General features: G+C 46.5%; 20 protein-coding genes. 14 read left to right on the top strand and 6 right to left on the bottom strand.

Going from position 1 to position 22,443, the window contains the following annotated elements; genetic code table 11:
• Positions 1-201 precede the first annotated feature (201 nt).
• On the bottom strand, positions 202-777 hold the full coding sequence (locus QT994_RS24005; RefSeq protein ID WP_333049236.1) for a hypothetical protein: 576 nt from the start codon (positions 775-777) through the stop codon (positions 202-204).
• Between the two features lie 339 nt (positions 778-1,116).
• Between QT994_RS24005 and QT994_RS24000 the strand changes: the two genes are divergently transcribed.
• The 4 genes from QT994_RS24000 (at position 1,117) to glgB (ending at position 4,871) form a co-directional block, all read left to right on the top strand.
• On the top strand, positions 1,117-1,371 hold the full coding sequence (locus QT994_RS24000; RefSeq protein WP_333178988.1) for a serine protease: 255 nt from the start codon (positions 1,117-1,119) through the stop codon (positions 1,369-1,371).
• 257 nt (positions 1,372-1,628) lie between these two features.
• Complete coding sequence (locus QT994_RS23995) at positions 1,629-1,928, top strand: hypothetical protein (RefSeq protein WP_333178986.1); 300 nt, start codon at positions 1,629-1,631, stop codon at positions 1,926-1,928.
• Between the two features lie 114 nt (positions 1,929-2,042).
• Complete coding sequence (locus tag QT994_RS23990) at positions 2,043-2,219, top strand: hypothetical protein (protein WP_333178983.1); 177 nt, start codon at positions 2,043-2,045, stop codon at positions 2,217-2,219.
• A gap of 357 nt (positions 2,220-2,576) precedes the next feature.
• On the top strand, positions 2,577-4,871 hold the full coding sequence (gene glgB / locus QT994_RS23985) for a 1,4-alpha-glucan branching enzyme (RefSeq protein ID WP_333178980.1): 2,295 nt from the start codon (positions 2,577-2,579) through the stop codon (positions 4,869-4,871).
• 473 nt (positions 4,872-5,344) lie between these two features.
• Here glgB and QT994_RS23980 read toward each other — a convergent pair whose 3' ends face one another.
• Both QT994_RS23980 and hpsJ-B read right to left on the bottom strand, forming a co-directional pair.
• Positions 5,345-6,262, bottom strand: coding sequence for a glycosyltransferase family 2 protein (locus tag QT994_RS23980; RefSeq protein ID WP_333049242.1), 918 nt, complete (start codon positions 6,260-6,262; stop codon positions 5,345-5,347).
• 86 nt (positions 6,263-6,348) lie between these two features.
• A complete protein-coding gene (gene hpsJ-B / locus QT994_RS23975; RefSeq protein WP_333049243.1) occupies positions 6,349-7,179 on the bottom strand; it encodes a hormogonium polysaccharide biosynthesis protein HpsJ in 831 nt (276 codons plus the stop codon).
• Between the two features lie 772 nt (positions 7,180-7,951).
• Here hpsJ-B and rfaE2 point away from each other — a divergent pair.
• The 7 genes from rfaE2 (at position 7,952) to QT994_RS23940 (ending at position 15,391) form a co-directional block, all read left to right on the top strand.
• Positions 7,952-8,455 (top strand): D-glycero-beta-D-manno-heptose 1-phosphate adenylyltransferase, encoded by a 504-nt coding sequence (gene rfaE2 / locus QT994_RS23970; RefSeq protein ID WP_333049244.1) that lies wholly within the window; start codon positions 7,952-7,954, stop codon positions 8,453-8,455.
• 140 nt (positions 8,456-8,595) lie between these two features.
• A complete protein-coding gene (locus tag QT994_RS23965) occupies positions 8,596-9,465 on the top strand; it encodes an STAS domain-containing protein (protein WP_333049245.1) in 870 nt (289 codons plus the stop codon).
• A gap of 55 nt (positions 9,466-9,520) precedes the next feature.
• The gene (locus QT994_RS23960; RefSeq protein ID WP_333178976.1) at positions 9,521-9,892 is read left to right on the top strand and encodes an STAS domain-containing protein; all 372 of its coding nucleotides are present in this window, start codon (positions 9,521-9,523) and stop codon (positions 9,890-9,892) included.
• Between the two features lie 270 nt (positions 9,893-10,162).
• Complete coding sequence (locus tag QT994_RS23955; protein ID WP_333049248.1) at positions 10,163-10,561, top strand: anti-sigma regulatory factor; 399 nt, start codon at positions 10,163-10,165, stop codon at positions 10,559-10,561.
• Between the two features lie 211 nt (positions 10,562-10,772).
• The gene (locus QT994_RS23950; RefSeq protein WP_333178973.1) at positions 10,773-11,792 is read left to right on the top strand and encodes an ATP-binding SpoIIE family protein phosphatase; all 1,020 of its coding nucleotides are present in this window, start codon (positions 10,773-10,775) and stop codon (positions 11,790-11,792) included.
• Positions 11,789-13,327 carry an ATP-binding protein gene (locus QT994_RS23945; protein WP_333178970.1) on the top strand — a complete coding sequence of 513 codons (1,539 nt, stop codon included), beginning with the start codon at positions 11,789-11,791 and terminating at the stop codon, positions 13,325-13,327. Before QT994_RS23950 ends, QT994_RS23945 begins: the two co-directional genes overlap by 4 nt.
• A 591-nt stretch (positions 13,328-13,918) precedes the next feature.
• Complete coding sequence (locus tag QT994_RS23940) at positions 13,919-15,391, top strand: MBOAT family protein (protein WP_333178967.1); 1,473 nt, start codon at positions 13,919-13,921, stop codon at positions 15,389-15,391.
• 349 nt (positions 15,392-15,740) lie between these two features.
• On the opposite strand, the gene QT994_RS23935 is transcribed toward QT994_RS23940, so the two are convergent.
• Positions 15,741-16,565, bottom strand: coding sequence for a sulfurtransferase (locus QT994_RS23935; RefSeq protein WP_333049255.1), 825 nt, complete (start codon positions 16,563-16,565; stop codon positions 15,741-15,743).
• A 26-nt stretch (positions 16,566-16,591) separates the two neighbouring features.
• Positions 16,592-17,593, bottom strand: coding sequence for a hypothetical protein (locus QT994_RS23930; RefSeq protein ID WP_333049257.1), 1,002 nt, complete (start codon positions 17,591-17,593; stop codon positions 16,592-16,594).
• Positions 17,594-17,707: 114 nt separating this feature from the next.
• Here QT994_RS23930 and QT994_RS23925 point away from each other — a divergent pair, with 114 nt between their 5' ends.
• Together QT994_RS23925 and glmU are read left to right on the top strand one after the other, a co-directional pair.
• Complete coding sequence (locus QT994_RS23925; RefSeq protein WP_333049259.1) at positions 17,708-18,085, top strand: hypothetical protein; 378 nt, start codon at positions 17,708-17,710, stop codon at positions 18,083-18,085.
• A 12-nt stretch (positions 18,086-18,097) separates the two neighbouring features.
• On the top strand, positions 18,098-19,486 hold the full coding sequence (gene glmU / locus QT994_RS23920) for a bifunctional UDP-N-acetylglucosamine diphosphorylase/glucosamine-1-phosphate N-acetyltransferase GlmU (RefSeq protein WP_333049261.1): 1,389 nt from the start codon (positions 18,098-18,100) through the stop codon (positions 19,484-19,486).
• Between the two features lie 184 nt (positions 19,487-19,670).
• Here the strand turns inward: glmU and QT994_RS23915 are convergent, their stop codons facing one another.
• Positions 19,671-20,330 (bottom strand): hypothetical protein, encoded by a 660-nt coding sequence (locus tag QT994_RS23915; RefSeq protein ID WP_333178964.1) that lies wholly within the window; start codon positions 20,328-20,330, stop codon positions 19,671-19,673.
• A gap of 116 nt (positions 20,331-20,446) precedes the next feature.
• Between QT994_RS23915 and QT994_RS23910 the strand changes: the two genes are divergently transcribed.
• Positions 20,447-22,042, top strand: coding sequence for an IS1182 family transposase (locus QT994_RS23910; RefSeq protein ID WP_333178962.1), 1,596 nt, complete (start codon positions 20,447-20,449; stop codon positions 22,040-22,042).
• Positions 22,043-22,443 lie beyond the last annotated feature (401 nt).

Here is a 22,443-nt window from a genome sequence, read left to right as displayed (position 1 = left end):
CCAGTCCCTATCAGGGTTTGGATCAGACCTACAGTTGCATTCTGTTTTTTGAAGTGGTGTTAATTATTTTTAATTTGTAACTTCCCGTTGGAAGCAGAAAATCGATCGCGACTTGCAAAAAAGTCAAAAGGAAATTAAATCCTCGAATTTTCAGGCCCTCGGACACTCAGGCCCTCGGGCGCTCTCCGCTTTGACACAGGTTTAATAGCCCAGGGGTGTTTCCACACCGCCTCCCTTCTTGAGAGCGGGCTCAGAATTTGGTGCCGCAACGGGCGATCGAGTTTCAGGGGCCGGCTGCAAGAAAATCGTGTCCCGAGGATTCTGCCGAGCCAAACCGGTTTCGGGATTTTGGGCTTCTTTAGCAAGTTGGTGTTTCAAGACTTCACTAGAAGCACTCAATTGCTGTTCCCGGAGGCGCAGAGTTTCCAGTTTTTGATACTCCTGACTCCAGCGCTGCTCGCCGTAAACTGTCAAGCCGTAGAGACTCAGAGCGCCGCCCAAAAGCATAAGTGCTGCCACTGAGGAGGCGCGCTGTGCCTGCAGGAGCGATCGCAACCACACTGGCTGCTGCTGGCGATCGGGCAGGACTTTGATCACCGATGCCGACGACTGAGCTTGAGCCTGTTCGTCGGCTGGCGAGTAATTGGGCAATACCGGCCCTGTCTTCGCCCGCCTAGCCCGGGCAATAGAAGTAACTTTGCTTTTGGCTGGGCCAGCAGCGGGCTTGCGAGCCGATCGGGAGCGGGGAGAATCAGGGGATCTGATAGCAGCGGTCATAGAGTTCACCAATACGTAAAGTGGGGTAGCTTCAGCTTGATTGAGGTTAAAAGTTTTTTGTCTCCCAGATCGCCAGTTGTGGCCATCTGCGTTTAGATCGCTTATCCTTGAACAAGGATACCTCACAAGCCAACCAACCCATCCTACCACTGGTCTCTTTGACTTCAGGATTTGCCAAAAAAAAGAAATCTTTGCTGGTTAGCGATAATCTATGTGAAATTTATGAATAAATGCAGTATTGTAATCAACGAGCGAATCGTTGAGCTATTCGTGCCAGCATTGTTTCTCAAGTAAACTATTCCCTTCCTTGCGATGGGTTTTCAATGTTAAGGAGTTTTTATGAACAAGGGATTAATTCGTTTGACTTTGGCAGTGGGCTTGGCAGTAGCCCTCGGCGCCTGCGGAGGTGATAACGGCAGCAGTGGCCCTAGCCCCACTCCGGGCGGCGCTGGCGGCACTGGCGGCGCTGGCACTACTACTACTACTCCTCCTGCTTCTTCTTCGACTCCAAAGGCTACTCCTGGGGCTGGTGGGGCTGGTGGAGCTGGGGCTGGTGGAACTACTTCCCCTTCTCCCTCTCCTAAAAAGCCCTAACTAGGGCTATCCCGGAGTATGTGCCCAACGAGCCTAGCCTGCGGGTGAAAAATGGTTCGCTCCTCGCATTTTTTCATCTCATCGGTCTAGGTCTCAAGTTGGGTGTTAGTGATTGGCTGATGCTTTTACTACTAAAGTTCAGTACGTCCGCTTACAGCAGCAAAGTCCCCTGATTCGCTGCGTTACAAGAGCATTCCCTTTCAAGTAGAAAATTTGACTCCCGGCCTGCACGTTTTGAAACTCAAGCCTGTGCCAGGATGTTTGAGGACATTGCCAGTGCTGCTGCCTCAACTGAATATCAACCGGAGGATCTCGCAGACTCGACGCAAATTTTGCACTGTCGATCGAGTCTCGATTTCCTTCCCCGCCCCTGTGGATCGCAGACGAGAGGAAAGCAAGCTGAGGCTTGGATGATCGAAGACTGGCTCAATGAAAGCATCGGCATTGCTACTCGATTTGTTGACTACGAGTTTCGCCCCAGTGCGGGCAAGCCAATCGATCCTTCTGTTTTGATCCCGTTTAGTGATTCAATTGAGGCCGCGCCAGTGCGGTATTAACCCTGCCTCGGCAAAACTCGCTCCAGTTGCGCCTGAGTGCTGCTTTAAACCTATTGCACCGTCGCTGGTAGGATGGTGCTAGTTTGGTAGGCGATGCCTTGAGCATGGCAGATATTGCTTGCTGCTGTCGCCATGCTGAGTCCTTTAGCTTTGATTCCTCAATACCGAGTTGAGCATCCTTCGCTGTTTGAGCGTATTGCCAAAATTCACCGACTTTGTGGGGAAACCCAGCCTCCGGGAGGTGAAATTCTACCGATCGGGCGATCGTCCCTGCCGGAAAATTCCAGCTAAATTAGCTGCTCCCCAACACTTACTCTCTTTGACCCTCCGGCAGCCGCAAAGCGACTAGATTTTGAAAAAACTTAAGTATCACAGGATTGAGAAAAAGTCAAGACATTTTGAGAAAAATATAAATTTTTCAATTTGTTTTAATATTTCTATACTTAGATGTTAGCAGTAAAACCCCAGCTCGGCCGCCGGCAAGGCAACAGCCTGCTGCGTGTGCAAGGGCGCGCGCTGGAACTGCAGCAGGCAAGATCATGCTAATCAGTGGTAGGATCAGCGATCAAAAATGTATCGAAATGTAAAGTGCAGCGCCGCTCTAGGTTTTGAAAGACATTTAGTTAAAAGATTGAGGTAAATAGTTTTATGCCCGCGACCGTCCCCTTTGAACAGATTGACCGAATTGTTTGGAATCAGCACCAAGATCCATTTCAAGTGCTAGGCCCCCACACGATCGAAGAAAATGGCAAAAAAGTCTGGGTCGTCCGAGCTTATCTGCCGAATGCGGATGCAGTATCCGTAGTTGTGCCGGAGGCCAGGGCCGAATACCCGATGAAATCAGAGCATCACCCTCACTTTTTTGAATGTACGATCGACACCCCAGAACTAGCAAACTATCAATTGCGGGTCAAAGAAGGGGAACACGAGCGCTTCATCTACGATCCCTACGCCTTTCGATCGCCCAAACTCACAGAATTCGACCAGCATCTATTCTCAGAAGGCAATCACCACCGCATTTATGAAAAACTCGGGGCACACCTCACCGAAGTAGACGGTATCACAGGAGTATATTTTGCCGTTTGGGCCCCGAATGCTCGCAATGTCTCTGTTTTAGGAGATTTCAACTATTGGGACGGCCGCAAACATCAAATGCGGAAATCGCAAAACGGCATTTGGGAATTATTTATTCCGGGACTATCCGTGGGAACTTCCTACAAATACGAAGTGAAAAACCAAGACGGACATCCCTACGAAAAGTCCGATCCTTACGGTTTCCAGCAAGAAGTGCGACCGAAAACAGCATCAATTGTTACGGACTTAGACACCTACACTTGGAACGACAGCGCTTGGATCGAAAAGCGGCGACACACAGACCAACTGACGCAGCCGGTTTCGGTTTACGAATGCCACATCGGTTCTTGGCTGCACGCCGCTAGTGACGAACCCGCCGTGCTAGCAAATGGGGAAATAGAACCCCCCGTGCAAGTTTCGGAACTCAATCCCGGGGCGCGCTTTCTGACTTACCGGGAATTAGCCGATCGGCTGATACCCTACGTCAAAGATTTGGGATTCACTCACATCGAAATGCTGCCCATCGCCGAACATCCTTTCGACGGTTCTTGGGGCTATCAAGTCACCGGCTATTTCGCCCCAACTTCCCGCTACGGCAAACCTGAAGATTTCATGTATTTTGTTGACCAGTGCCACGCCAACGGCATTGGCGTACTGGTGGATTGGGTGCCCGGGCATTTCCCCAAAGACGGACACGGTTTGGCTTTCTTTGACGGTACTCACTTGTACGAACACGCCGACCCCCGCAAGGGCGAGCACAAAGAGTGGGGAACCCTGGTATTTAACTACGGCCGCAACGAGGTGCGGAATTTCTTAGTAGCAAACGCTTTGTTCTGGTTTGACAAGTACCACATCGATGGGATTCGCGTAGATGCGGTGGCTTCGATGCTGTATTTGGATTACTGTCGCGAACCCGGAGAATGGCTGACTAACCAGTACGGAGGTCGCGAAAATATCGAGGCTGCGGATTTTCTGCGGCAGGCTAATCATGCAATTTTCAGCTATTTCCCAGGTGCACTGTCGATCGCCGAAGAATCTACCTCTTGGCCGATGGTATCTTGGCCGACGTATGTAGGGGGTTTGGGTTTCAACCTGAAGTGGAACATGGGTTGGATGCACGATATGCTCGACTATTACCACATGGACCCGTGGTTCCGCCAGTTCCACCAGAACAACATAACTTTCAGTATGTGGTACAACCACAGCGAGAATTTCATGCTGGCTTTGTCCCACGATGAAGTAGTGCACGGCAAGGCTCACATCATCGGGAAAATGCCAGGGGACGAATGGCAAAAGTTTGCAAACGTGCGGTGTTTGTTTACTTTTATGTTTACTCATCCCGGAAAGAAAACGATCTTTATGGGGATGGAGTTTGGTCAGTGGCACGAGTGGAACGTTTGGGGGGATTTGCAGTGGCAGTTGCTGCAATTCGAGCCTCACCAAAAGTTGAAGCTGTTTTTTAAAGATTTGAACAATTTGTACCGCAGCGAAACGGCACTTTACAGTCAAGATTTTGCTGAGGATGGGTTTGAGTGGATTGATTGCAGCGACAACCGACACAGTGTCGTGGCATTTGTGCGCCGACAGAAGGATGGCGACGAGTTTGTGGTGACGGTGTGCAATTTTACGCCCCAGCCGCACTCTCACTATCGCGTAGGAGTGCCGGAACCAGGTTTCTATACGGAGTTGTTTAACAGCGACGCGCGGGAATACGGCGGCAGCAATATGGGGAATTTGGGGGGCAAGTGGACTGAGGAATGGTGGTTCCACAACAGTGCTTATTCGATCGACTTGTGTTTGCCACCTTTGGGGGTGTTGATTTTAAAGCTCGATCGGGCAAAAACAACAGCCAAATCTCAAGAGTTTTAAGTTCTGAGTAGTGAGAGTTTTGAGTTAAAAACCCAAACTTTATTAAACCTAAAAATTTGAGGGTATTCAGAAACCCGCTTTCTCCAAGAAATCGGGTTTTTTTTTGTTTTGTTGTTGTGGTAAATATCTGGAGGCGGAGACAAACCCGTCAAAAGACCTACTGATGGCGGAGCATTGCATAATAGCGGGATGATTGGGATTTTTTTGTAGGTGTGCCCATGCTCCCGAAGGCGTGTATTTTCACAGCAGGCGGGACGCTTAACCCCTACTCCCCACAAGAATCATCCTCCAATTATGCCCAGCCGAATTAATGATAATTAGGCGCAATAAACTACCATTTTTTCAGATGTGTATCAGGGCTAGGTTCTTGATTATATCTATGTTCGGACGGGGTTGTCCTCTAGTGAAGTGCGTAAATCATGTTCTTTTTTAAGTTGTATTAATTACCAATGCCAATTTTTAATGCCCAATTTTTAATTTCGAGTATCAGAAGCGCCAAGATTATAAGAAACTTTTGACGGCTCAACTGTTACTACTTCCGAAATAGGTTGTTCTGCCGCTGCCTCTAAAGTTGGCAGGGGTAGATGCTTCATTTCCCAAACTTTCAGCAAAATTAGATATTCATAAAAAGCTTGCAGCGTGCACCAAGCCAATCCCGCTTGGCCGTCAAGAAATCCGCCCAGTAAAATATACATATAGAAAAAGCGCACCACAGGCCGCAAAGGCAAGCGCAAAGAAAAATCTTTCAAAGCGCGGCGCCTTTCCACCTCGGACGCACCAAACACTAAATCCCACCAATTTACTTGACCCGCTGCTAATTGACGGAGAGTTTCAGCCGCCTCGTCAGTCGAGTAGCGGTTGTGCTTTTCAATCCAGCGGGAAAGACCTTTGCTGCAAGTATAGTGAGGGTAAGTTTCCTTCAAAAAGTGAGTGGGACCGTTGCAGACTTCCCGTTCAGTGTGACCGTAGTCAGTAAACCACACTCGGTCTTTCCGAAATAGACGCATTTGATAGCGGGGATATTGAGTGCTGCGGCGAATCCAGCGCTCCATAAATATTACTTTTTCAGCTACATAATAGCCGATATATTCTTGACTTTCGATCGCCCTTAAGCATTCAGCAAACAGTGCAGGCGTCATCCGCTCGTCAGCTTCGAGGATGTAAACCCATTCGTACTTGCACGGGACTTCTTGGAGCATCCAAGTCCGCTGGCGTCCGTGAGTTTCAAAGCGGTGCTGCACGGTTTGCACGGCATAGTTCTGAACAATCTCAAGGGTGCGATCGGTGCTGAAAGAATCAACTACAATGATATCGTCACAAAGCAGTGCCGATTCAATGCAAGCGGCGATATCAATCTCTTCGTTGTAAGTCAGAATATAAATTGAGAACATTCCCAGCTTTCAGTAAGGGCAAACTATTGGGTAAACAAACTATTTCTCAGGGATGTCTCGACCAGCGCGATCCCTGCCAGCGCCGGTCAATTTTTGCGGCGGCCCAACCGCAGAATTCCCATACTTCTCAATCCCGTCCAACCAACAGTAATGTAGCCGATCGCTAACAGCAAACTGGTGATTCCCGTCTGCAAACTCGAATTTCTCGATCGAGTTCTTAACTCTTTCTCTTTTTGTTGCTGGCGGGTGCGAATCTCGTTACGAGCTTGAGTGGGCAGTGCTTGAGCTTGCTGTTCCAGGAACTTGTCGAGGGCTTTCGGGTCATTTTTCGACTCCTGAAGCACAGCTTTCAATTCCTTGGGAACCTCTGGACTCTTGAGTGCTTGTTGCAGCTTCCCCTGGTCTTCCAGCAGCGTGGCTATCTGGGTGCGACGCTGGCTTTTGAGCTGTTCTACCTGAGCTTTAAATTGAGGGCTTTTAAGTTGTGCCTCAAGTTGAACTTCCGCTTGTCCGGCTTCTTGATCTACTTGAGCCAGAGCATCCTTGAGTTCCAAACGAGTATTGTTGAGGTGAACGGGAACCAGAGATAGGTAAACTAGACCTAACAAGCTGGAAATCAACAGCGCCCAGAATCGCAAGTCCAGCCAAACCTTGCGTCGCTCAATAGAGACTCCACTGCTACTGTCAACCCAAAAACCAGTCATCAGGAGGGCGATACCGATCAAAGGAATAATGCCCTTGTCAACTATCTGAGTTGCAGCAGCCAACTGCCAGCCTCGATTGAGAAGGTCTGAAGTTTCTCCCGGCAGCGACAGAACAATGCAGTCAAGCAAAGCAGAGAGAATTAAGATAATCCCGACTACTTTTAGAGTTCGAGCAGCTACTGAAGAAAATGGACGGCTATTACTTGCTTTCATAATTCGTGTTAGATAATTCTACACCGTTAGATTCAAGCGGGTAGTTGAGTGGATTTTGTTGAACGAGTTAAGCTATTTTCCCCCAAAATAGCTGCTTCGGGTACCGAACTCGACTTTCCTCTGGGTTTTCACAGGCTGCGGTTGCGACCCAAAAGGTCGAGTTTCTGCACAGCTATATAGAGTTGGACACAGGAGGCTGTGCGCTTCTGGGTTGGCTGTAAAGCTTGGTCAAGATAGCGCCCAGAAACTGCTGCAAGCAACTGCTGGCTTCTTCTATAGTCTGACGAATCCAGCGTCAAGATGAGTTCTCCACGCTTGGGTTCCAGCTTTTAGCTAGCTTTCGCTCGCGCGGCGGTGTCAGAAATAATAGACACAGGAGGAGCGCGTTTCGTTGGGTTTCACCCCCTAGGGCTCTCACTACCCGGGGCGGTGGAACTAAATCCCTTGTCTTATAGTAATTGATATCAGAGAGGGCGGGAATAAATAATTTTTTCCCAACCTTTTTAACCTCCAATTACCAACAGCACGATACGGCAGTCACAAATACACGAATAGCGCTTTTTTAATTAGAATTCTGTTGACCAGATCAGCTCCGTCGTCAGTAATTTTACTTATTTTTTCGTGCTTAACAGTCACAGATTACTAATCACTATTTCCTCATAGGTAACTATTAATTATTGCCATATTGAAGGATTTATTATTCAATAGTTAAAGTGCAAAAATTCACATTTTTTGGTAAAATAATTTTGAGCGCTGTTCAAATTTGGTGGTAATGAGTGCAATGATTTCTGATGTTTACACGTTGAGAGAACTTGAAAGATTGATCGCATCCGATCCGGACAAGTGGCGTCCGATCGTATTTACTAACGGCTGCTTCGATATCCTGCACTGCGGTCACGTCCGCTATTTGCAGGCAGCAAAAAATTTGGGGCGATCGCTCGTGGTGGGCTTGAATAGCGACGACAGCGTGCAAGCTATCAAACCGCAGCAGCCGGGATTGCCACCCCGCCCGATCGTACCGGAAAATCAGCGAGCCGAAGTGTTGGCCGCCCTCAAACCAGTAGACGCCGTAATAATTTTTTCCGAGATTACAGCAATTAAACTGATAAATATCCTGAAGCCTGATATATACGTTAAAGGAGGCGACTATCAAGTCGAAACTCTGCCGGAAGCACCGGCCGTTATCGCCGCAGGTGGCAAGATTTCCTTAATCGAAATAGAAGTTCCGAGTTCTACCAGTGCGATCGTCAAACGCATTTTACAATTAGGTACTTAACCCTTGATCGCAAACAGCAAACAGTGAGCTAAACTCAGAAGTTGCCCCATCAAAAAACAGTAAAGTACGCGCGCCGAAGCTATCCCGTAGGGAATCGCTCGTACAACTTCATCCCAATTGCTAAGCAGGAGATAATTTTAATGGAACTCACAAGCAATAACACGATCGCGGAAATCCTACAAAGACACAAAGCAGAGTTACTAGCAGACTGGCTCAAAGAACTGCAAAATACCGGGCTGCGGCGGGACGACTTGATGAGAGCCAAAGAATTGCGCTCCGAGTGTCAAGAGTTCCTGCAATTGCTCCACATTGCAGTCGGGAACGGTAACTTTAGCGACATCCAGACACCCGAATGGGAAAATATGCGGGTGTTGCTAGCAGAAGTTTCGCGATCGCGCGTTCAGAGAGGCTTTACTCCCTCAGAGATAGCGAGTTTCATTTTATGCTTCAAAAAGCCATTGTTCGATCGGCTTTGTCACGAACTGACACAAAACCGCGACGCACTTGTCGAACAACTTTGGCTTTCCACCAGTTTATTAGACCAGCTAGGTCTTTGGGTGACAGAAATCTTTCTCAAAGCTCGCGAAGAAGTCATCGAACGCCAGCAGCAAGAAATGCTCGAATTATCAACACCCGTAGTCAAACTTTGGCAAGGAATTCTCGCATTACCCATGATCGGGACTCTTGACAGTGCCCGCACTCAAATAGTCATGGAAACTCTGTTGCAGGAAATCATGGAAACCGGCTCAGAATTTGCGATTTTAGACATTACAGGTGTGCCGACTGTTGACACTTTAGTCGCTCAACATTTATTAAAAACTGTCGCCGCCGCCCGTTTAATGGGTACTGAGTGCATCATCAGTGGGATTCGCCCGCAAATAGCTCAAACCATAGTTCATTTAGGAGTTGACTTGCAGGATATTCTCACAAAAGCTACTTTAGCCGATGCTTTTAAAGTCGCTTTACAACGTCAAGGTTTAACTATAAAAAATCTTAAAGAGGAAAGATAAACATAGTGCATTATGCCAGTAAAACTCAAGTAAAACTTAACAAGTAGGTGAATTTGTGGAACGAATACCGATTCTTCAAATGGGAGAATTTTTGCTAGTAACAATTCAAGTAGATATGCACGATCGCTTAGCAATGAAGCTGCAAGATGACCTGACGAACCGCATCGTCAAAACAGGTGTTAAAGGTGTGTTAATTGAAATTTCTTCCCTCGAAATAGTTGATTCTTTTATCGGTCGCATTATCAACAATATCGCTAGTATGTCGCGAATTTTAGATGCTGAAACAGTTGTGGTCGGGATGCAGCCAGCAGTTGCTATTACGCTCGTTGAGCTGGGGCTTTCCCTGACAGGAGTTCGCACAGCTTTAAGCGTTGAAAAGGGCATGATTTTGTTGAGAAAATCCTTGGGTTTCTCTCCTGACGAGTAACCGTAAGCAGTCGATTAATTGTCCCCTGACTGAGGCACAGGCAGTAAAGAAACCTAGTTTGTTTGTAGATACCTTGTTGACCAACTGAAGATTTATGAGGACAGGGCTTACGCACTCAAGGGGGTTAAATCAAGGGTTTGAAATTCCTACACTATGTTCTCTTTTGAGAGAAAATCCTAGTAAGTGCGTAAGCCCTATTAGGAGAAACTAAGTTGACGAGCGTAAGTCCTATATTTTGTGGAGAAGTTCTATTTTGGTACAGTAGCCACCATGTCAAAACGTGAGACACTAGAAGTCCGATCGTCATCCGATATAGTCCACGTCCGACAGCAAGTGCGAACTTGGGCTGTAGCAATGGGATTCGGTTTATTAGACCAAACGAAAATCGTTACCGCAGCCAGCGAACTCGCCCGCAATACTGTAGAGTACGGCAAAGGGGGAACTGTAACTCTCGAAACGCTCCAATTAGGCACCCGCAAAGGGCTGAGGCTGATATTTGAAGACAAGGGCCCGGGAATTCCAGACATTGAATTGGCAATGACTGACGGTTATACTTCTAATCACGGTTTGGGTTTGGGGCTGAGTGGTTCTAAACGGTTGATGCACGAATTTGAGATTGTTTCCAAAGTGGGTAAGGGGACTAAAATTGCGATCGTCCGCTGGCGCTGAAGAAGTAATACGATTTGAGAGTTGAGATTTTAGATTAAAGAATTGGGAATGAGTGAGGACGATCGAGGTTTGGAGGTTGCGTATAGTTGTATTATTTTTTTTAATTGGTATAAAGAGCAACCAGCAAAGCCAAGAAGTGATTCTGGGAATCCCACACCCTACCCAGAGAGGGTTGGCGTATGGAGGATTTCATTATGAGAACTAATAAAAAATGATAGATGCCGTAGCCCTGCCCGTAATAGAAGAAAGTCAAGTCGGAGAAGCGCGGCGAATCGCAGTCGCCCTCGCGACGGAAGTCGGATTTAACGAGACCGAGCGCGGTAAAGTGGCAATTGTTACCACCGAAGCAGGAAAAAACCTGGTCAAACACGGCCGCGAAGGAGAACTTTTGCTGCGAACATTAAAAACAGCTGCAGGATATAGCATTGAAATAGTAGCGCTAGACCGCGGCGAAGGAATGGCAAATGTCGCGCTGTGTATGCGGGACGGTTTTTCTACCGCGGGAAGCCCAGGAACTGGACTGGGGGCAATTAAACGCCTCTCTACTTTTTTTGATATTCATTCTGTACCGAAACTGGGGACAGCCTTATTAGCCCGGCTGGAACCGACCCAAAATAGCCGGGAAGCATCCCAAAACAGCAATTACTTGGAATTGGGGGTTATCCACTTACCAAAAGTAGGAGAGCAAATTTGCGGGGATTCGTGGGCGATAGAGAATCACGTTGACAAAAACCTGATATTAGTTGCAGACGGGCTCGGCTACGGGGATTTGGCGCAGGAAGCGTCTCGTGAAGCAGTGCGGGTATTTGAGGAAAACGCCAAACTCGGGCCGAAAGTAATTTTAGAGAAGGCGCACGCTGCTTTAAAAAATACCAGAGGAGCGGCTGTGGCGATCGCCCAAATCGATCGTACTCAACAAACAATTTGTTTTGCCGGAATTGGCAACATCAGCGGTGTAGTTGTCACAGATAACCAAAACCGCAGCATGGTTTCCTACAACGGCACAGTTGGACATATGATGCGAAAAGTAGCAGAATTTGTCTATCCTTGGTCGCAGCAGTCCCTACTCATCATGCACTCTGACGGTTTGGCGGCGCAGTGGAATTTAAACCGCTACCCGGGTTTAGCCTCCAGGCATCCTGCTTTAATCGCAGCCGTGCTCTACCGGGACTTCAAACGCACTCGCGATGACATGACAGTTATAGTAGCCAAGGTGAGAGAAGCAGCGTGAGTTACCCAATCCTGACGACGGAAGTCCGCTTTGAACAAGACATCGTACAAGTACGCCAAAGAGCTCGCCAAATTGGTAAAGGGCTGGGATTCGATTCCCAAGTACAAACCCGCATCGCCACAGCAGTTTCCGAAATTGCCCGCAATGCTTTCAAATATGCCGGCGGTGGCAAAGTAGAATTCATTGTGGAAGGGGAATCGCCCCAAATTTTTCGGACTCGGATTTCCGACACGGGGCCGGGAATTGCTGATTTACCGGCTGTGTTAAGCCCCAATTTTCGATCGCAAACCGGCGCGGGACTCGGTTTAGCAGCAGCGAAACGGTTGATGGACGAAGTGCAAATCGACTCTCGGCCCGATCGCGGAACGGCTGTACAATTAATTAAACAGTTTTCCAAAAATATGCCCGCGCTGAGTGCGATCGAACTAAATCAATTAGTTGACAAACTAGCGCGCCAAATTCCCGAAGATCCCTATGCCGAAATTCAGCAGCAAAATCAAGAATTACTTCGCACTTTAGACGAACTCCGCCAGCGTCAAGAAGAGCTCGTACAATTAAATCAACAACTAAAAGATACCAATCGTGGAGTCCTGGCACTTTACGCTGAATTGAACGACAAAGCCGAATCTCTCCGGCGCGCTAGCGAACTCAAAACCAGCTTTTTATCCAATATGAGCCACGAGTTTCGCACTCCGCTAACGGCAATTATGAGCCTTTCCGAAATATTGTTAAATCGCCTCGACGGAGAACTTTCAGCCGAACAGGACAAGCAAGTAAATTACATTTACAAATCCGCCGAGTCTCTAGCAGAACTTGTCAACGACTCGTTAGATTTAGCCAAAGTGGAAGCCGGAAAACTAACTGTTCGCGTGGCTGATTTTGAAGTAGAAGATTTGTTCAGCGCCCTGCGAGGAATGATGCGCCCCCTGCTTCCCCAAAACTCTGCCGTTTCTATAATTTTTGAAGATCCTCTCGAACTTCCAATCCTCACAACCGACGAGGGAAAAGTTTCTCAGATTTTGCGAAATCTAATTTCTAATGCCCTCAAATTTACCGAAGCAGGTGAAGTTCGAGTTGCTGCGGAAATGGGAGAGGAGGGAACAGTTACTTTTTCAGTAGCAGATACGGGCATCGGCATTCCCCCAGCCGATCAAAGGCGGGTTTTTGAAGAATTTGTCCAACTCGAAAACCCCTTGCAAAAGCGCGTCAAAGGCACCGGATTGGGATTGTCTCTGTGCAAAAAACTGGCGGAATTTCTGGGGGGAAGCATTGAAATCACAAGTTCACCCGGAGTGGGTTCGACTTTTTTGGTCACACTGCCGATTCTGTATCCTGGCGAGGAAGAAAACCCTTTGGAAATGTCTGCTGGTAAGGAAGATGAAATACCGCAGGCGATCGCAAATTCTCGCTCGCCAGTGCCGGATTCAGCAACAAAAGTTTTGATTGGGGAGGATGAAGATAGTTTTTCGGTATTTGCTGAAAGACTTGCTGGCAGAAATTCCTTGTACTGCGATATAAGTCGCCCACGGTGCTGAAGGTTGGGGTTCGGCTGTGTTTTGCCGAACCCAATTTTTATGGACATTATGATGCCGGGTATGACTTAATTTGACGTTTTGGAAGAGTTCAAATGCGATCGCACTACTTGTCAAATACCTGCTATCGTGATGAATTCAAGACATTTTGGGTTACACCACTTTTTTGCTGTGCGGGAGGCTAGCACTGCACGGTGAAAAATATTATTCCGATGCAAGGAGAAACGATATCAGGCATTGTAGCTTTTGAGGACTGAAGTCCGATGCTGCAAACCTAATTATATTTTTTTCACCATATTTTATATGGTTCGTAAGAGAGTTAATTTATAGCAGGCAAGATTTATTTAATTTGCAACAGCATTTAACCTTTGTGCTGTAAAATGTAGCAGTTCTCAGTTGCTGACTATATAGTAGGGACTTACCGAGTGCCTGTTTTCGTGTCGGCGATCGGCTAAAAGCCATGATAAATCTCGTTCTTAGCAAAGTCTCGGTTATTAAAAATAATGCAACAGTAAGCCCGCGATCCAAACCCATACCAAATAAGCCATTCTCAATTCTAAAATCTAAAATCTAAAATCCAAAATCTAAAATGGTATGACTTTCATCTCCCTTCAATATGCCCTGTTTTTGTTAGTTTTGTTCGCGGCTTACTGGCTGGTTCCGCTGCGGTGGTGGCGGCTGTTCATCATGCTGGCGGGTAGTCTAATTTTTTATGCTTCGCTGCAAATTTGGTACATTCCTCTGCTGTTAGCCGCCATGCTGTTTAATTACTGCTTGGCGATGGCGATTGGCGAACCTCTGGATTGGCGGATTGCTAATGAATCTTGGAACCGCCGCCGTTTGTGGCTGCTGTGGATAGGAATTTGCCTGAATGTGTTGCTGCTTCTGGGCTTTAAGTATGTGCCATTTTTATTGAGTTCGATCGGCACTTTGTTAAATTGGTCTTTTGCTCTCGACGGTGCTGACTGGGTGAAAAGTCACGTCATCGCACCTTTGGGATTGAGTTTCTTTTGCTTTGAGTGCATTGCTTATTTGATTGACGTATACCGAGGTGCACCTGCTGCTACTTCGCTGCTGCACTTTGCTGCTTACAAGTTGTTTTTTCCCAAACTGATTTCTGGCCCGATTACTCGCTATCACAACTTGATCTATCAACTGAAAACCCAGAAATTTCCGACGCCAGATCGCATTTCTGAGGGACTTTGGACGATCGCCTTTGGTGCAGTAAAAAAAGGTCTTTTCGCAGATAACTTGGGAATTTATGTCGATTTAAGTTTTACCAACTTGCAGCGGGCGGGTAGCGAGGATTTGTGGCTGGCTATTTTTGCTTACGGGCTGCAACTTTATCTCGATTTTAGTGGCTATGTTGACATGGCGCGCGGTACTGCTTTGCTGCTGGGTTGGTATTTGCCACCAAATTTTGATTTCCCTTATTTTAGTGCCAGCATAGCTGATTTTTGGCGACGCTGGCACATGACTTTAGGGGATTGGCTACGCAATTATTTGTATTTTCCTTTGGGGGGTTCGCGAGTCGGTTTGTGGCGCACTTGTGTGAATTTGTCGATCGTCATGTTAATTGCGGGAATTTGGCACGGGGCAGCTTGGGGATTTATTGTGTGGGGAGGTTTACACGGTTTAGCTTTGGCAGTTCACAGGCTGACTGATGTGCTGTTTAAGCGGTTGCGGATCGAGTTTTTGTGGGAAAATCCGATCGGAATTGCGATCGGTTGGCTATTGACTCAGGCGATGGTTTTTGGGAGTTGGATATTTTTCCGTCTTCCTGATTTAAAGGATTCTGGATGGGCGATTTCGCATTTGTGGGGACACGCTGCTGATGTACAGTTTGCTGAGAAAGTTTATGGCGAAGCTTTGGGTTTGGAAAGAGTGCATTTAACTTGGATGTTGGCGGCTTTGGCTGCGGCGATGCTGGGGAATTATGCGTTGAGTCGGGGTTTGAAGTTAGAGTTAAATTGGCCGATGAAATTGGTGTTAGTGCCGCTTTGTTTGTATGCGGTTTGGGTGTTGGCTCCCGAAGGCGGTTTGCCTTATATTTATTTTGATTTTTAGGGTATGATTTAATTCGCCGTAAGGTGCAGCGCACCCTACGACGACACTGAGGTGCGCCGAAGTGATTACCCGCTAACTATTAGTGTCAATTTAAGCTTTTAGTTCGCCATTCCTCCCGCTCACCCAACAGTCCGCCAGGGAATGAATTCCCTGTCTCATAGCTAAAGTCCTCTCAAAGAGGACTGAAGAACTCATTAGTCCTCATAGGGAGGAATTTCGCTTTGAGGCTCTTGTTTCAACAGCTTCCGGACTGAGGGTTGAACGTTAAATTGACATCAATGCCCGCTACCCTACAACTCACAGTCAACAGTCAACAGTCAACAGTCAACAATCATCTCGCTCCTGCACGCTACAACTGATAAGAGCACCAGTCACTCCAGCTACCGACATAAAGTTTAGCATCGGGAATTCCAGCAATTTCTAAAGACAGTAAATTAACGCAAGCCGTCACCCCGGAACCGCAATAAACGATGATTTCTTCCGCTTTTTCTAATTCCGTCCATCGGTGTTTTTGTTCCGAAGTCGATCGCACTTTTCCAGTTTCATCAGTCACCCCTTGCCAAGGATAGTTAACCGCACCCGGAATGTGACCTGCAATGGGGTCGATCGGCTCCCGCAAACCTTCATATCTCTCGCTTTCTCGCGAATCAACCAAAACCTTTCCCGGCAAGTCTTTACGCTCTTTCACTGCCTCAATATCTACCGCCAAATCCTGCTGCAAGTGGGCAACAAAGTTACCCTCGTGGGGGTCGGGCAAAATATTTGTTACCGGATAGCCCGCCGCTTGCCAGCCGCTGAAACCGCCGTCTAACAAAGCGACTTTGCTGTGTCCCATATATCGCAGCAGCCACCACAAACGAGCCGCAAAAGCCAGCCGCGAATCGTCATAAGCTACGACTAAATTTTCTGCTGAATTAATGCCGAACGCGCTCAATTTCTCAGCTAATTCTTCAATATTGGGCAGCGGATGTCTACCGCCGTGTTTGCCAACTGAACTCGCAAGGTCGCGGTTTAAATCTAAATAAAAAGCTCCCGGAACGTGACTTTCTTGATATTGTTTTTGTCCCAATTCAGGGTCGGCAAGGGAAAACCGACAGTCAATAATTACAACTTGCGGATTGTCGGTATTGGTGGCTAACCATTCAGGAGAAACGATTAAGTTGTTGTCAGTCATAATTCTTCAAATCTATATTTTAACCTCTATCGGGAAGGAGCTTTTTTCTCTGCTTCGGCTTTTCCGGCAGGAGATTTATTAGAAGTTGCTTTCTCCGAAGTTTCTTTTGGCGAATGGGATTTTTTAGGAGTTGCTTTCTCCGAATTTTCTTTGGGCGGATTGGATTTTTTAGGAGTTGCTTTCTCCGAAGGTGATTTTTCGGGTGGTGCGGGAGTGGGAGTTGGTGGAGGGGGATTTACTGCTGCTTCTTGAGCGTAAAGTAGATATTTCTGATACTCGATCACTTTTGTTTGAGCTAGTTGATGGTTGGGGCTAGACATCGGTACTCTTCTCATTAATGAGACCGCTTCTTGCCAACGATCAGTAACTGTAGTCCAATCTTCCTTGGTTTTTGCCGATCGCCCTAATTCTGCTGCTTTGAGTGCGCTGTTAACGGCTTCTCGAAAAGTATCTGGTGCAGTTGCTAAATCTACTGTTTCATCGGGATTATTCCCCGCAGTTGCTGTCGGCTCGTTTAAAATCTTACCGACAAACGCCGCCACCGCGATCGCCAACATACCTGTTACTAGCCCGACTACAATGAAAGTCGAGCGCAGCCGATTCTCAAAAGCAGCCTGTTCCGGCGGTTTTTCCTCCTCAAAATTGTTTTCCATCTCGGTGCGATCGTCCATATTAGCAACAGCAGTATTTGGTACAGCTTCTCCTGCAAAGCTCTGTGGTTCAAAAGTGCTGTTCTCCAAACTAAACTCTTGACTCCAAGCAGCAGCAATCTGACCGCTTTCTCGGCCCTCAACCTTCACTTTGCGAATCGAATCCGGCTGCAAATTCGTCAGCTCGGTGCGGACAAAATCAACTAATTTATTTTCTATGGGTACCTGCTCGGCCTCAAGAATTACATCCAAACAGTCGCCGTCGAGATTCGCGGAGGCTGTGATGCCTTCAGATTGCAACTGGCTGTTTAGCGAAGATGCGATCGCAGTGGCAAGATTTCCCTGCTTGGCAAGTTCCTGAAAATTAAGCTCTGTCATAGCTGGACACCTGATAACGCAGAAGATAGAAGGTAGAAGGCAGAAAAAATGAAAAAGTCAGAAAGAGTTTTTTGGAGTTGAAAACACAATAACTGAAATTCAACAAATAGTATAATGTATCGTGGCAAATCCCAGCCCAAAGATGCAAATTATCACTCTCGCTCCTCCTGGCATCCCTTGGGAAAAGACTTCAGTCCTTTCTACGAACCGAACTCTGGTTTGCAGGACAGCCAAAAATCCTTTCCCTCCGTAGCCAAATACCGCTGCTTCAACCTGGTAATTGATACCGGGCGCGCAAGTCCAGATACCGTAACAGCCTTAAGTGGAAACGCAAGCATCGCCCCTAAAACCGACATCTGGCTGCAAAAAGCCTCGATCGCGCGGATGCGAGATGGGACATTTTACATGAAAAATTTGTGCGATCGCAGTGCCATCGACCGACAGCGAGTGATATCATCAGTTAGTCAATATTCAAGTTTTTATAGCAAATAACTCGATCGTACAATGATAGCAATAGCAATTTTAGCGGCTGGACGCGGTACGCGCATGAAATCTGACTTGCCCAAAGTTCTACACGAATTGGGCGGTCGAACGCTAGTTGAGCGAGTCCTCCAAAGTTGTCAAGAAATTCAAATTACCAGGCGACTTGTCATCGTCGGTTATCGAGGCGAACTCGTTAAAGAATCTCTGATTAGAGGTCAAGAAATAGCGGAGCAAAATCCTCAATTTCCTAGCCTAGAATTTGTTGAACAAACTGAACAATTGGGAACCGGTCATGCCATTCAACAATTGCTGCCTCACTTAGAAGGATTTCAGGGAGACTTGCTGGTCTTAAATGGGGATGTACCTTTGCTGAGGGCAGAAACTATCAAAGAATTGATGGCCATTCACAAAAAGCACCAAAACTCGGCTACTTTATTGACAGCTAATTTGCCGAATCCTCAAGGATACGGGCGAGTATTTACCGACAGTCAAAACTTAGTCCAGCAAATTGTCGAAGACCGCGACTGCACACAAGCTCAAAAGCAAAATCACCGAATTAATGCAGGTGTTTACTGCTTTCACTGGCCGGATTTAGAGAAAATTTTGCCAGAATTGAAGGCAGACAATGACCAAAAAGAATATTACCTAACTGATACGGTAAATTTCCTCAATCCGGTGATGGCGGTGGATGTGGAAGATTATCAAGAAATATTGGGAATTAACGATCGCAAACATTTAGCCACAGCTTGCGATATTTTGCAAACGCGGGTAAAGGACAAGTGGATGACGGCGGGAGTCACGCTCCTAGATCCCAACAGCATTACGATCGACGATACCGTAGAATTGCAGCCGGATGTGGTAATTGAACCGCAAACTCACTTGCGGGGAAATACTTCGATCGCCTCTGGGAGTCGCATCGGCCCCGGCAGTTTGATTGAAAACAGTCAAATTGCAGAAAATGTGACTGTGCTTTATTCGGTAGTTTCTGACAGTATGGTTGCCGAAAATTCCCGAATTGGCCCTTACGCCCACTTGCGGGGACACGCAGAAGTTGGGGCCAACTGTCGCGTCGGCAATTTTGTAGAATTGAAAAATACTCAAATCGGCGATCGAACTAATGTCGCTCACTTGTCTTATCTAGGCGACGCGGCTTTGGGAGAAAAAGTCAACATCGGCGCTGGGACAATTACGGCAAATTATGACGGGAAAAACAAGCACAAAACTCAAATAGGCGATCGGAGTAAAACGGGTTCTAACAGCGTGCTGGTTGCACCGATAACTTTGGGAGAAGATGTTACTGTAGCAGCGGGTTCTGTGGTGACAGAAGATGTACCGAATGACTGTTTAGTAGTTGCCCGTTCCCGGCAAGTTGTCAAGCCAGGCTGGAAGTTGGAAGAACCAAAAAAGTGAACGATTTTTCACTTTTTAGATGATCGGTTGCCACCCAATCGCGAGTTTCGCACTGGATACCAAAGAAACCGGGTTTTTATAACGGAAGCGATCGCACTCTACGAGAGATTTTGCTAAAAAACCCGGTTTCTGCGTAAGTCTGCAACCTTGAGAAATCGGGTTGATCGCGATCGGCTATTTTGTGTTATTTTTGCTCGTGCAGATAGTTGTTAATCGCTTTGGCGATTTGTTCTTGCTCGTAGGGACTCATCGTGTTGGGCAGGGATAGGCGAGATCCTCCACAAACTAATAGTCTGACTTCGTACCAAGTGTCATTCTGCCGATCTTTTGTTCGATCGACTTCCACGCCATAAATCTCGCACAGAGAGTATTCCATTACTTTACGTGCCAACAAACCCCGCTGTTTAACAGTCAAGGTGTTTAAAGTTCCATCGAAGCTGTAGAGTTCATTATTTCTCAAGACGATCGCTCCGAATCCTGCGAGCAAAAATATGCCTTTTGTCCATCCCAACCAGTTATCGTTTGGGCTTAAGCGCAGCAATCGATCTTTTGCATTTTTAACACAAAAATTGATGTCAGAAGCAACAGCGTCTTGGGTTCCCCAATTAGTGGAGTTAGCAGTGAAAGGAACATTGCCAACAGAAGTCAGAAGTACAACTCTGGTTTTATAGCCGCATCTTTGAACTTTAGCTCCCCGCAAAGAAGCAAGCTGAATTTCTTGGGTGTTTGATCCGAGTAAATTCGATTGCACCAACTGGCAACTGCCTTGTTTTGCCTGCAATCGCTGGCAGATCAGGGTTGCTTTCTGGTAGTCAAAAGCCTGCCCGAACAGTCCAAAGGCCATGAATAAACAACTAGGGCGTCGGTTCAGTATGAGGAGTTGACAAAAAAGACTGAAAATGATATGTGAATTGAGAAGCCTGTTAAATTATCATCGATCGGGAAAAAGAAAGAAACCTTATGCGTCCTCCCTTATGGCATCCTCCAGTTGAACTCTCAGACGCTGAAGCGTCGATCGTCAAACGCATTAAACGAGCCAAGTTATTCACGTTTCTTCGATTGAATCGTTCATTCATATTTAATGATGAGTTTCAAGAAGAACTTGCTACAATTTTTAAAGACAGCACAGTGGGTCACGATCCAGTTCCTCCTGCACAAATTGCCTTGGCAATTATTCTGCAAGCCTACTTAGGCATTTCTGATGATGAAGTCATTGAAGAAATGCTCATGGATCGACGTTGGCAGTTAGTTCTCGATTGTCTCAATTGTGAAACTCCCCCTTTTAGCAAAGCCACTTTGGTTCGATTCAGAAATCGCTTAATTAAAAAAGAACTAGACCAACGTTTAATTGACCGCACCGTAGAAATTGCCAAACAAAAAGGTGGGTTTGGCTCATCTCAACTGAAAGCGGCTTTAGATTCTTCACCTTTATGGGGAGCTGGGAAAGTCGAAGATACATATAATCTCTTGGGTCATGATGAGCGTAAGGCGGTGAGTGTGATAGCTGTTGTGCAGGGGCGGGAGCCAGCAGAAATTGCCGAGTTAGCTGGTGCGCCAATTCTCAATAGTTCCAGCTTAAAAACAGCCTTAGACTTAAACTGGGATAATCCAGTAGAGCGTCAAAATGCGCTCTTAGTCATCCTAAATAGCTTAAATTCCGTAGAAGAATGGATGCAAAGCCAGCCCGCTCGTGCTCAGTTTGAAGTGGCTCAAGAGACTCTGGATGTTGCCCGAGTCATTGAATCCCAAAATGTGACTTTAGACTCTCAAGGATTTCCTAATCTTGCTAAAGGGGTGGCCAAAGATCGTCGCATTTCTATTGAAGACCCCGATCTGCGGCATGGGCGTAAAAGCCGCTCTAAAAAAATAGATGGATATAAACGTCACGTCCTCAAAGATTTAGAGAGTGGTGTAGTTTGTGCCGTGGCGTTGACACGCGCCAATACTCCAGAATCCGCTGCTACAGTTGACCTAGAACGTGACTTAAAATTTCAAAATATTCACCTAGCCGAGTTACATATTGACCGGGCTTATTTATCTAGTCATTGGGTGACACAACGGGAAGATAAATTACAGATATTTTGCAAGGCATGGCCGGTCAGAAATTCTGGAAGATTTGATAAAAATTCTTTTTTTCTTGACTGGGATACGCATTTAATTACCTGTCCCAATCAGGTAAGTATCCCATTTGAACCCGGAAAAATTGTTCATTTTCCGGCGAGTGAATGTGAAGTTTGTCTTCTGAGGTCTGGTTGCACGAATAGTCAAAAAGGACGGACTGTATCAATTCATCCTGATGAAGCCTTAATGCAAGAGTTGCGAGCACGTCAATCCACTGCTATTGGTCGAAAAAACTTAAGAAAACGTACTACAGTTGAACACTCTCTGGCTCATATTGGGCATTGGCAGGGGAACCGTGCTCGCTATATTGGACAGCGGAAAAATCTCTTCGATCTACGCCGAGTCGCTGTTGTCCATAATCTTCATGTCATTGCTCGAATGGATAAGGTTCGGCCAATTACATCAGATATAAAGTCGAACTCATGGACTGGCTAATTTCATAAAGTCCTTTTTTTGTCAACTCCTAATACTGAACCGACGCCCTAGGCAACCAAAAATCAAATATGCTTTGAGTCTGAATTATTAATTCACTTGCTGTTTGCTTGATTATTTTCATTGGTCTCACCTTTTGATTCCAAAAATGAGGCTAAAGATCGACTTCCTGACCCGGATGAGCCGAATTGTTAACTTATATATTATTTGAAGTCGTCCTTTGCCATGACCCCTTTTATTTTTCTAATAGATTAGCACTAAAATTTCTGACAGACAACAACTGTCGCGAGTTTACCTGCGACTAGGTTTAAGATAGCTTTCAGTTATTTAAGCTGTTGCACATTTAAACTGTGATACAAGCATTGCCCTTATTTTTGATTTTACGACCCCACTTAATTATTAAT

Source organism: Microcoleus sp. S13_B4 (assembly GCF_036700885.1).
Taxonomy (GTDB): Bacteria; Cyanobacteriota; Cyanobacteriia; order Cyanobacteriales; family Microcoleaceae; genus Microcoleus.
Note: the sequence above shows the minus strand (reverse complement) of the source record. Positions and strands in the feature narration are given on the sequence as shown.

What these genes read in the sequence shown, in the direction of transcription:
- QT994_RS24005 (WP_333049236.1), bottom strand. Translation starts at nt 777, where the DNA reads ATGACCGCTGCTATCAGATCCCCTGATTCTCCCCGCTCCCGATCGGCT.
- QT994_RS24000 (WP_333178988.1), top strand. Translation starts at nt 1,117, where the DNA reads ATGAACAAGGGATTAATTCGTTTGACTTTGGCAGTGGGCTTGGCAGTA.
- QT994_RS23995 (WP_333178986.1), top strand. Translation starts at nt 1,629, where the DNA reads ATGTTTGAGGACATTGCCAGTGCTGCTGCCTCAACTGAATATCAACCG.
- glgB (WP_333178980.1), top strand. Translation starts at nt 2,577, where the DNA reads ATGCCCGCGACCGTCCCCTTTGAACAGATTGACCGAATTGTTTGGAAT.
- QT994_RS23980 (WP_333049242.1), bottom strand. Translation starts at nt 6,262, where the DNA reads ATGTTCTCAATTTATATTCTGACTTACAACGAAGAGATTGATATCGCC.
- hpsJ-B (WP_333049243.1), bottom strand. Translation starts at nt 7,179, where the DNA reads ATGAAAGCAAGTAATAGCCGTCCATTTTCTTCAGTAGCTGCTCGAACT.
- rfaE2 (WP_333049244.1), top strand. Translation starts at nt 7,952, where the DNA reads ATGAGTGCAATGATTTCTGATGTTTACACGTTGAGAGAACTTGAAAGA.
- QT994_RS23965 (WP_333049245.1), top strand. Translation starts at nt 8,596, where the DNA reads ATGGAACTCACAAGCAATAACACGATCGCGGAAATCCTACAAAGACAC.
- QT994_RS23955 (WP_333049248.1), top strand. Translation starts at nt 10,163, where the DNA reads ATGTCAAAACGTGAGACACTAGAAGTCCGATCGTCATCCGATATAGTC.
- QT994_RS23950 (WP_333178973.1), top strand. Translation starts at nt 10,773, where the DNA reads ATGATAGATGCCGTAGCCCTGCCCGTAATAGAAGAAAGTCAAGTCGGA.
- QT994_RS23940 (WP_333178967.1), top strand. Translation starts at nt 13,919, where the DNA reads ATGACTTTCATCTCCCTTCAATATGCCCTGTTTTTGTTAGTTTTGTTC.
- QT994_RS23935 (WP_333049255.1), bottom strand. Translation starts at nt 16,565, where the DNA reads ATGACTGACAACAACTTAATCGTTTCTCCTGAATGGTTAGCCACCAAT.
- QT994_RS23930 (WP_333049257.1), bottom strand. Translation starts at nt 17,593, where the DNA reads ATGACAGAGCTTAATTTTCAGGAACTTGCCAAGCAGGGAAATCTTGCC.
- QT994_RS23925 (WP_333049259.1), top strand. Translation starts at nt 17,708, where the DNA reads ATGTATCGTGGCAAATCCCAGCCCAAAGATGCAAATTATCACTCTCGC.
- glmU (WP_333049261.1), top strand. Translation starts at nt 18,098, where the DNA reads ATGATAGCAATAGCAATTTTAGCGGCTGGACGCGGTACGCGCATGAAA.
- QT994_RS23915 (WP_333178964.1), bottom strand. Translation starts at nt 20,330, where the DNA reads ATGGCCTTTGGACTGTTCGGGCAGGCTTTTGACTACCAGAAAGCAACC.
- QT994_RS23910 (WP_333178962.1), top strand. Translation starts at nt 20,447, where the DNA reads ATGCGTCCTCCCTTATGGCATCCTCCAGTTGAACTCTCAGACGCTGAA.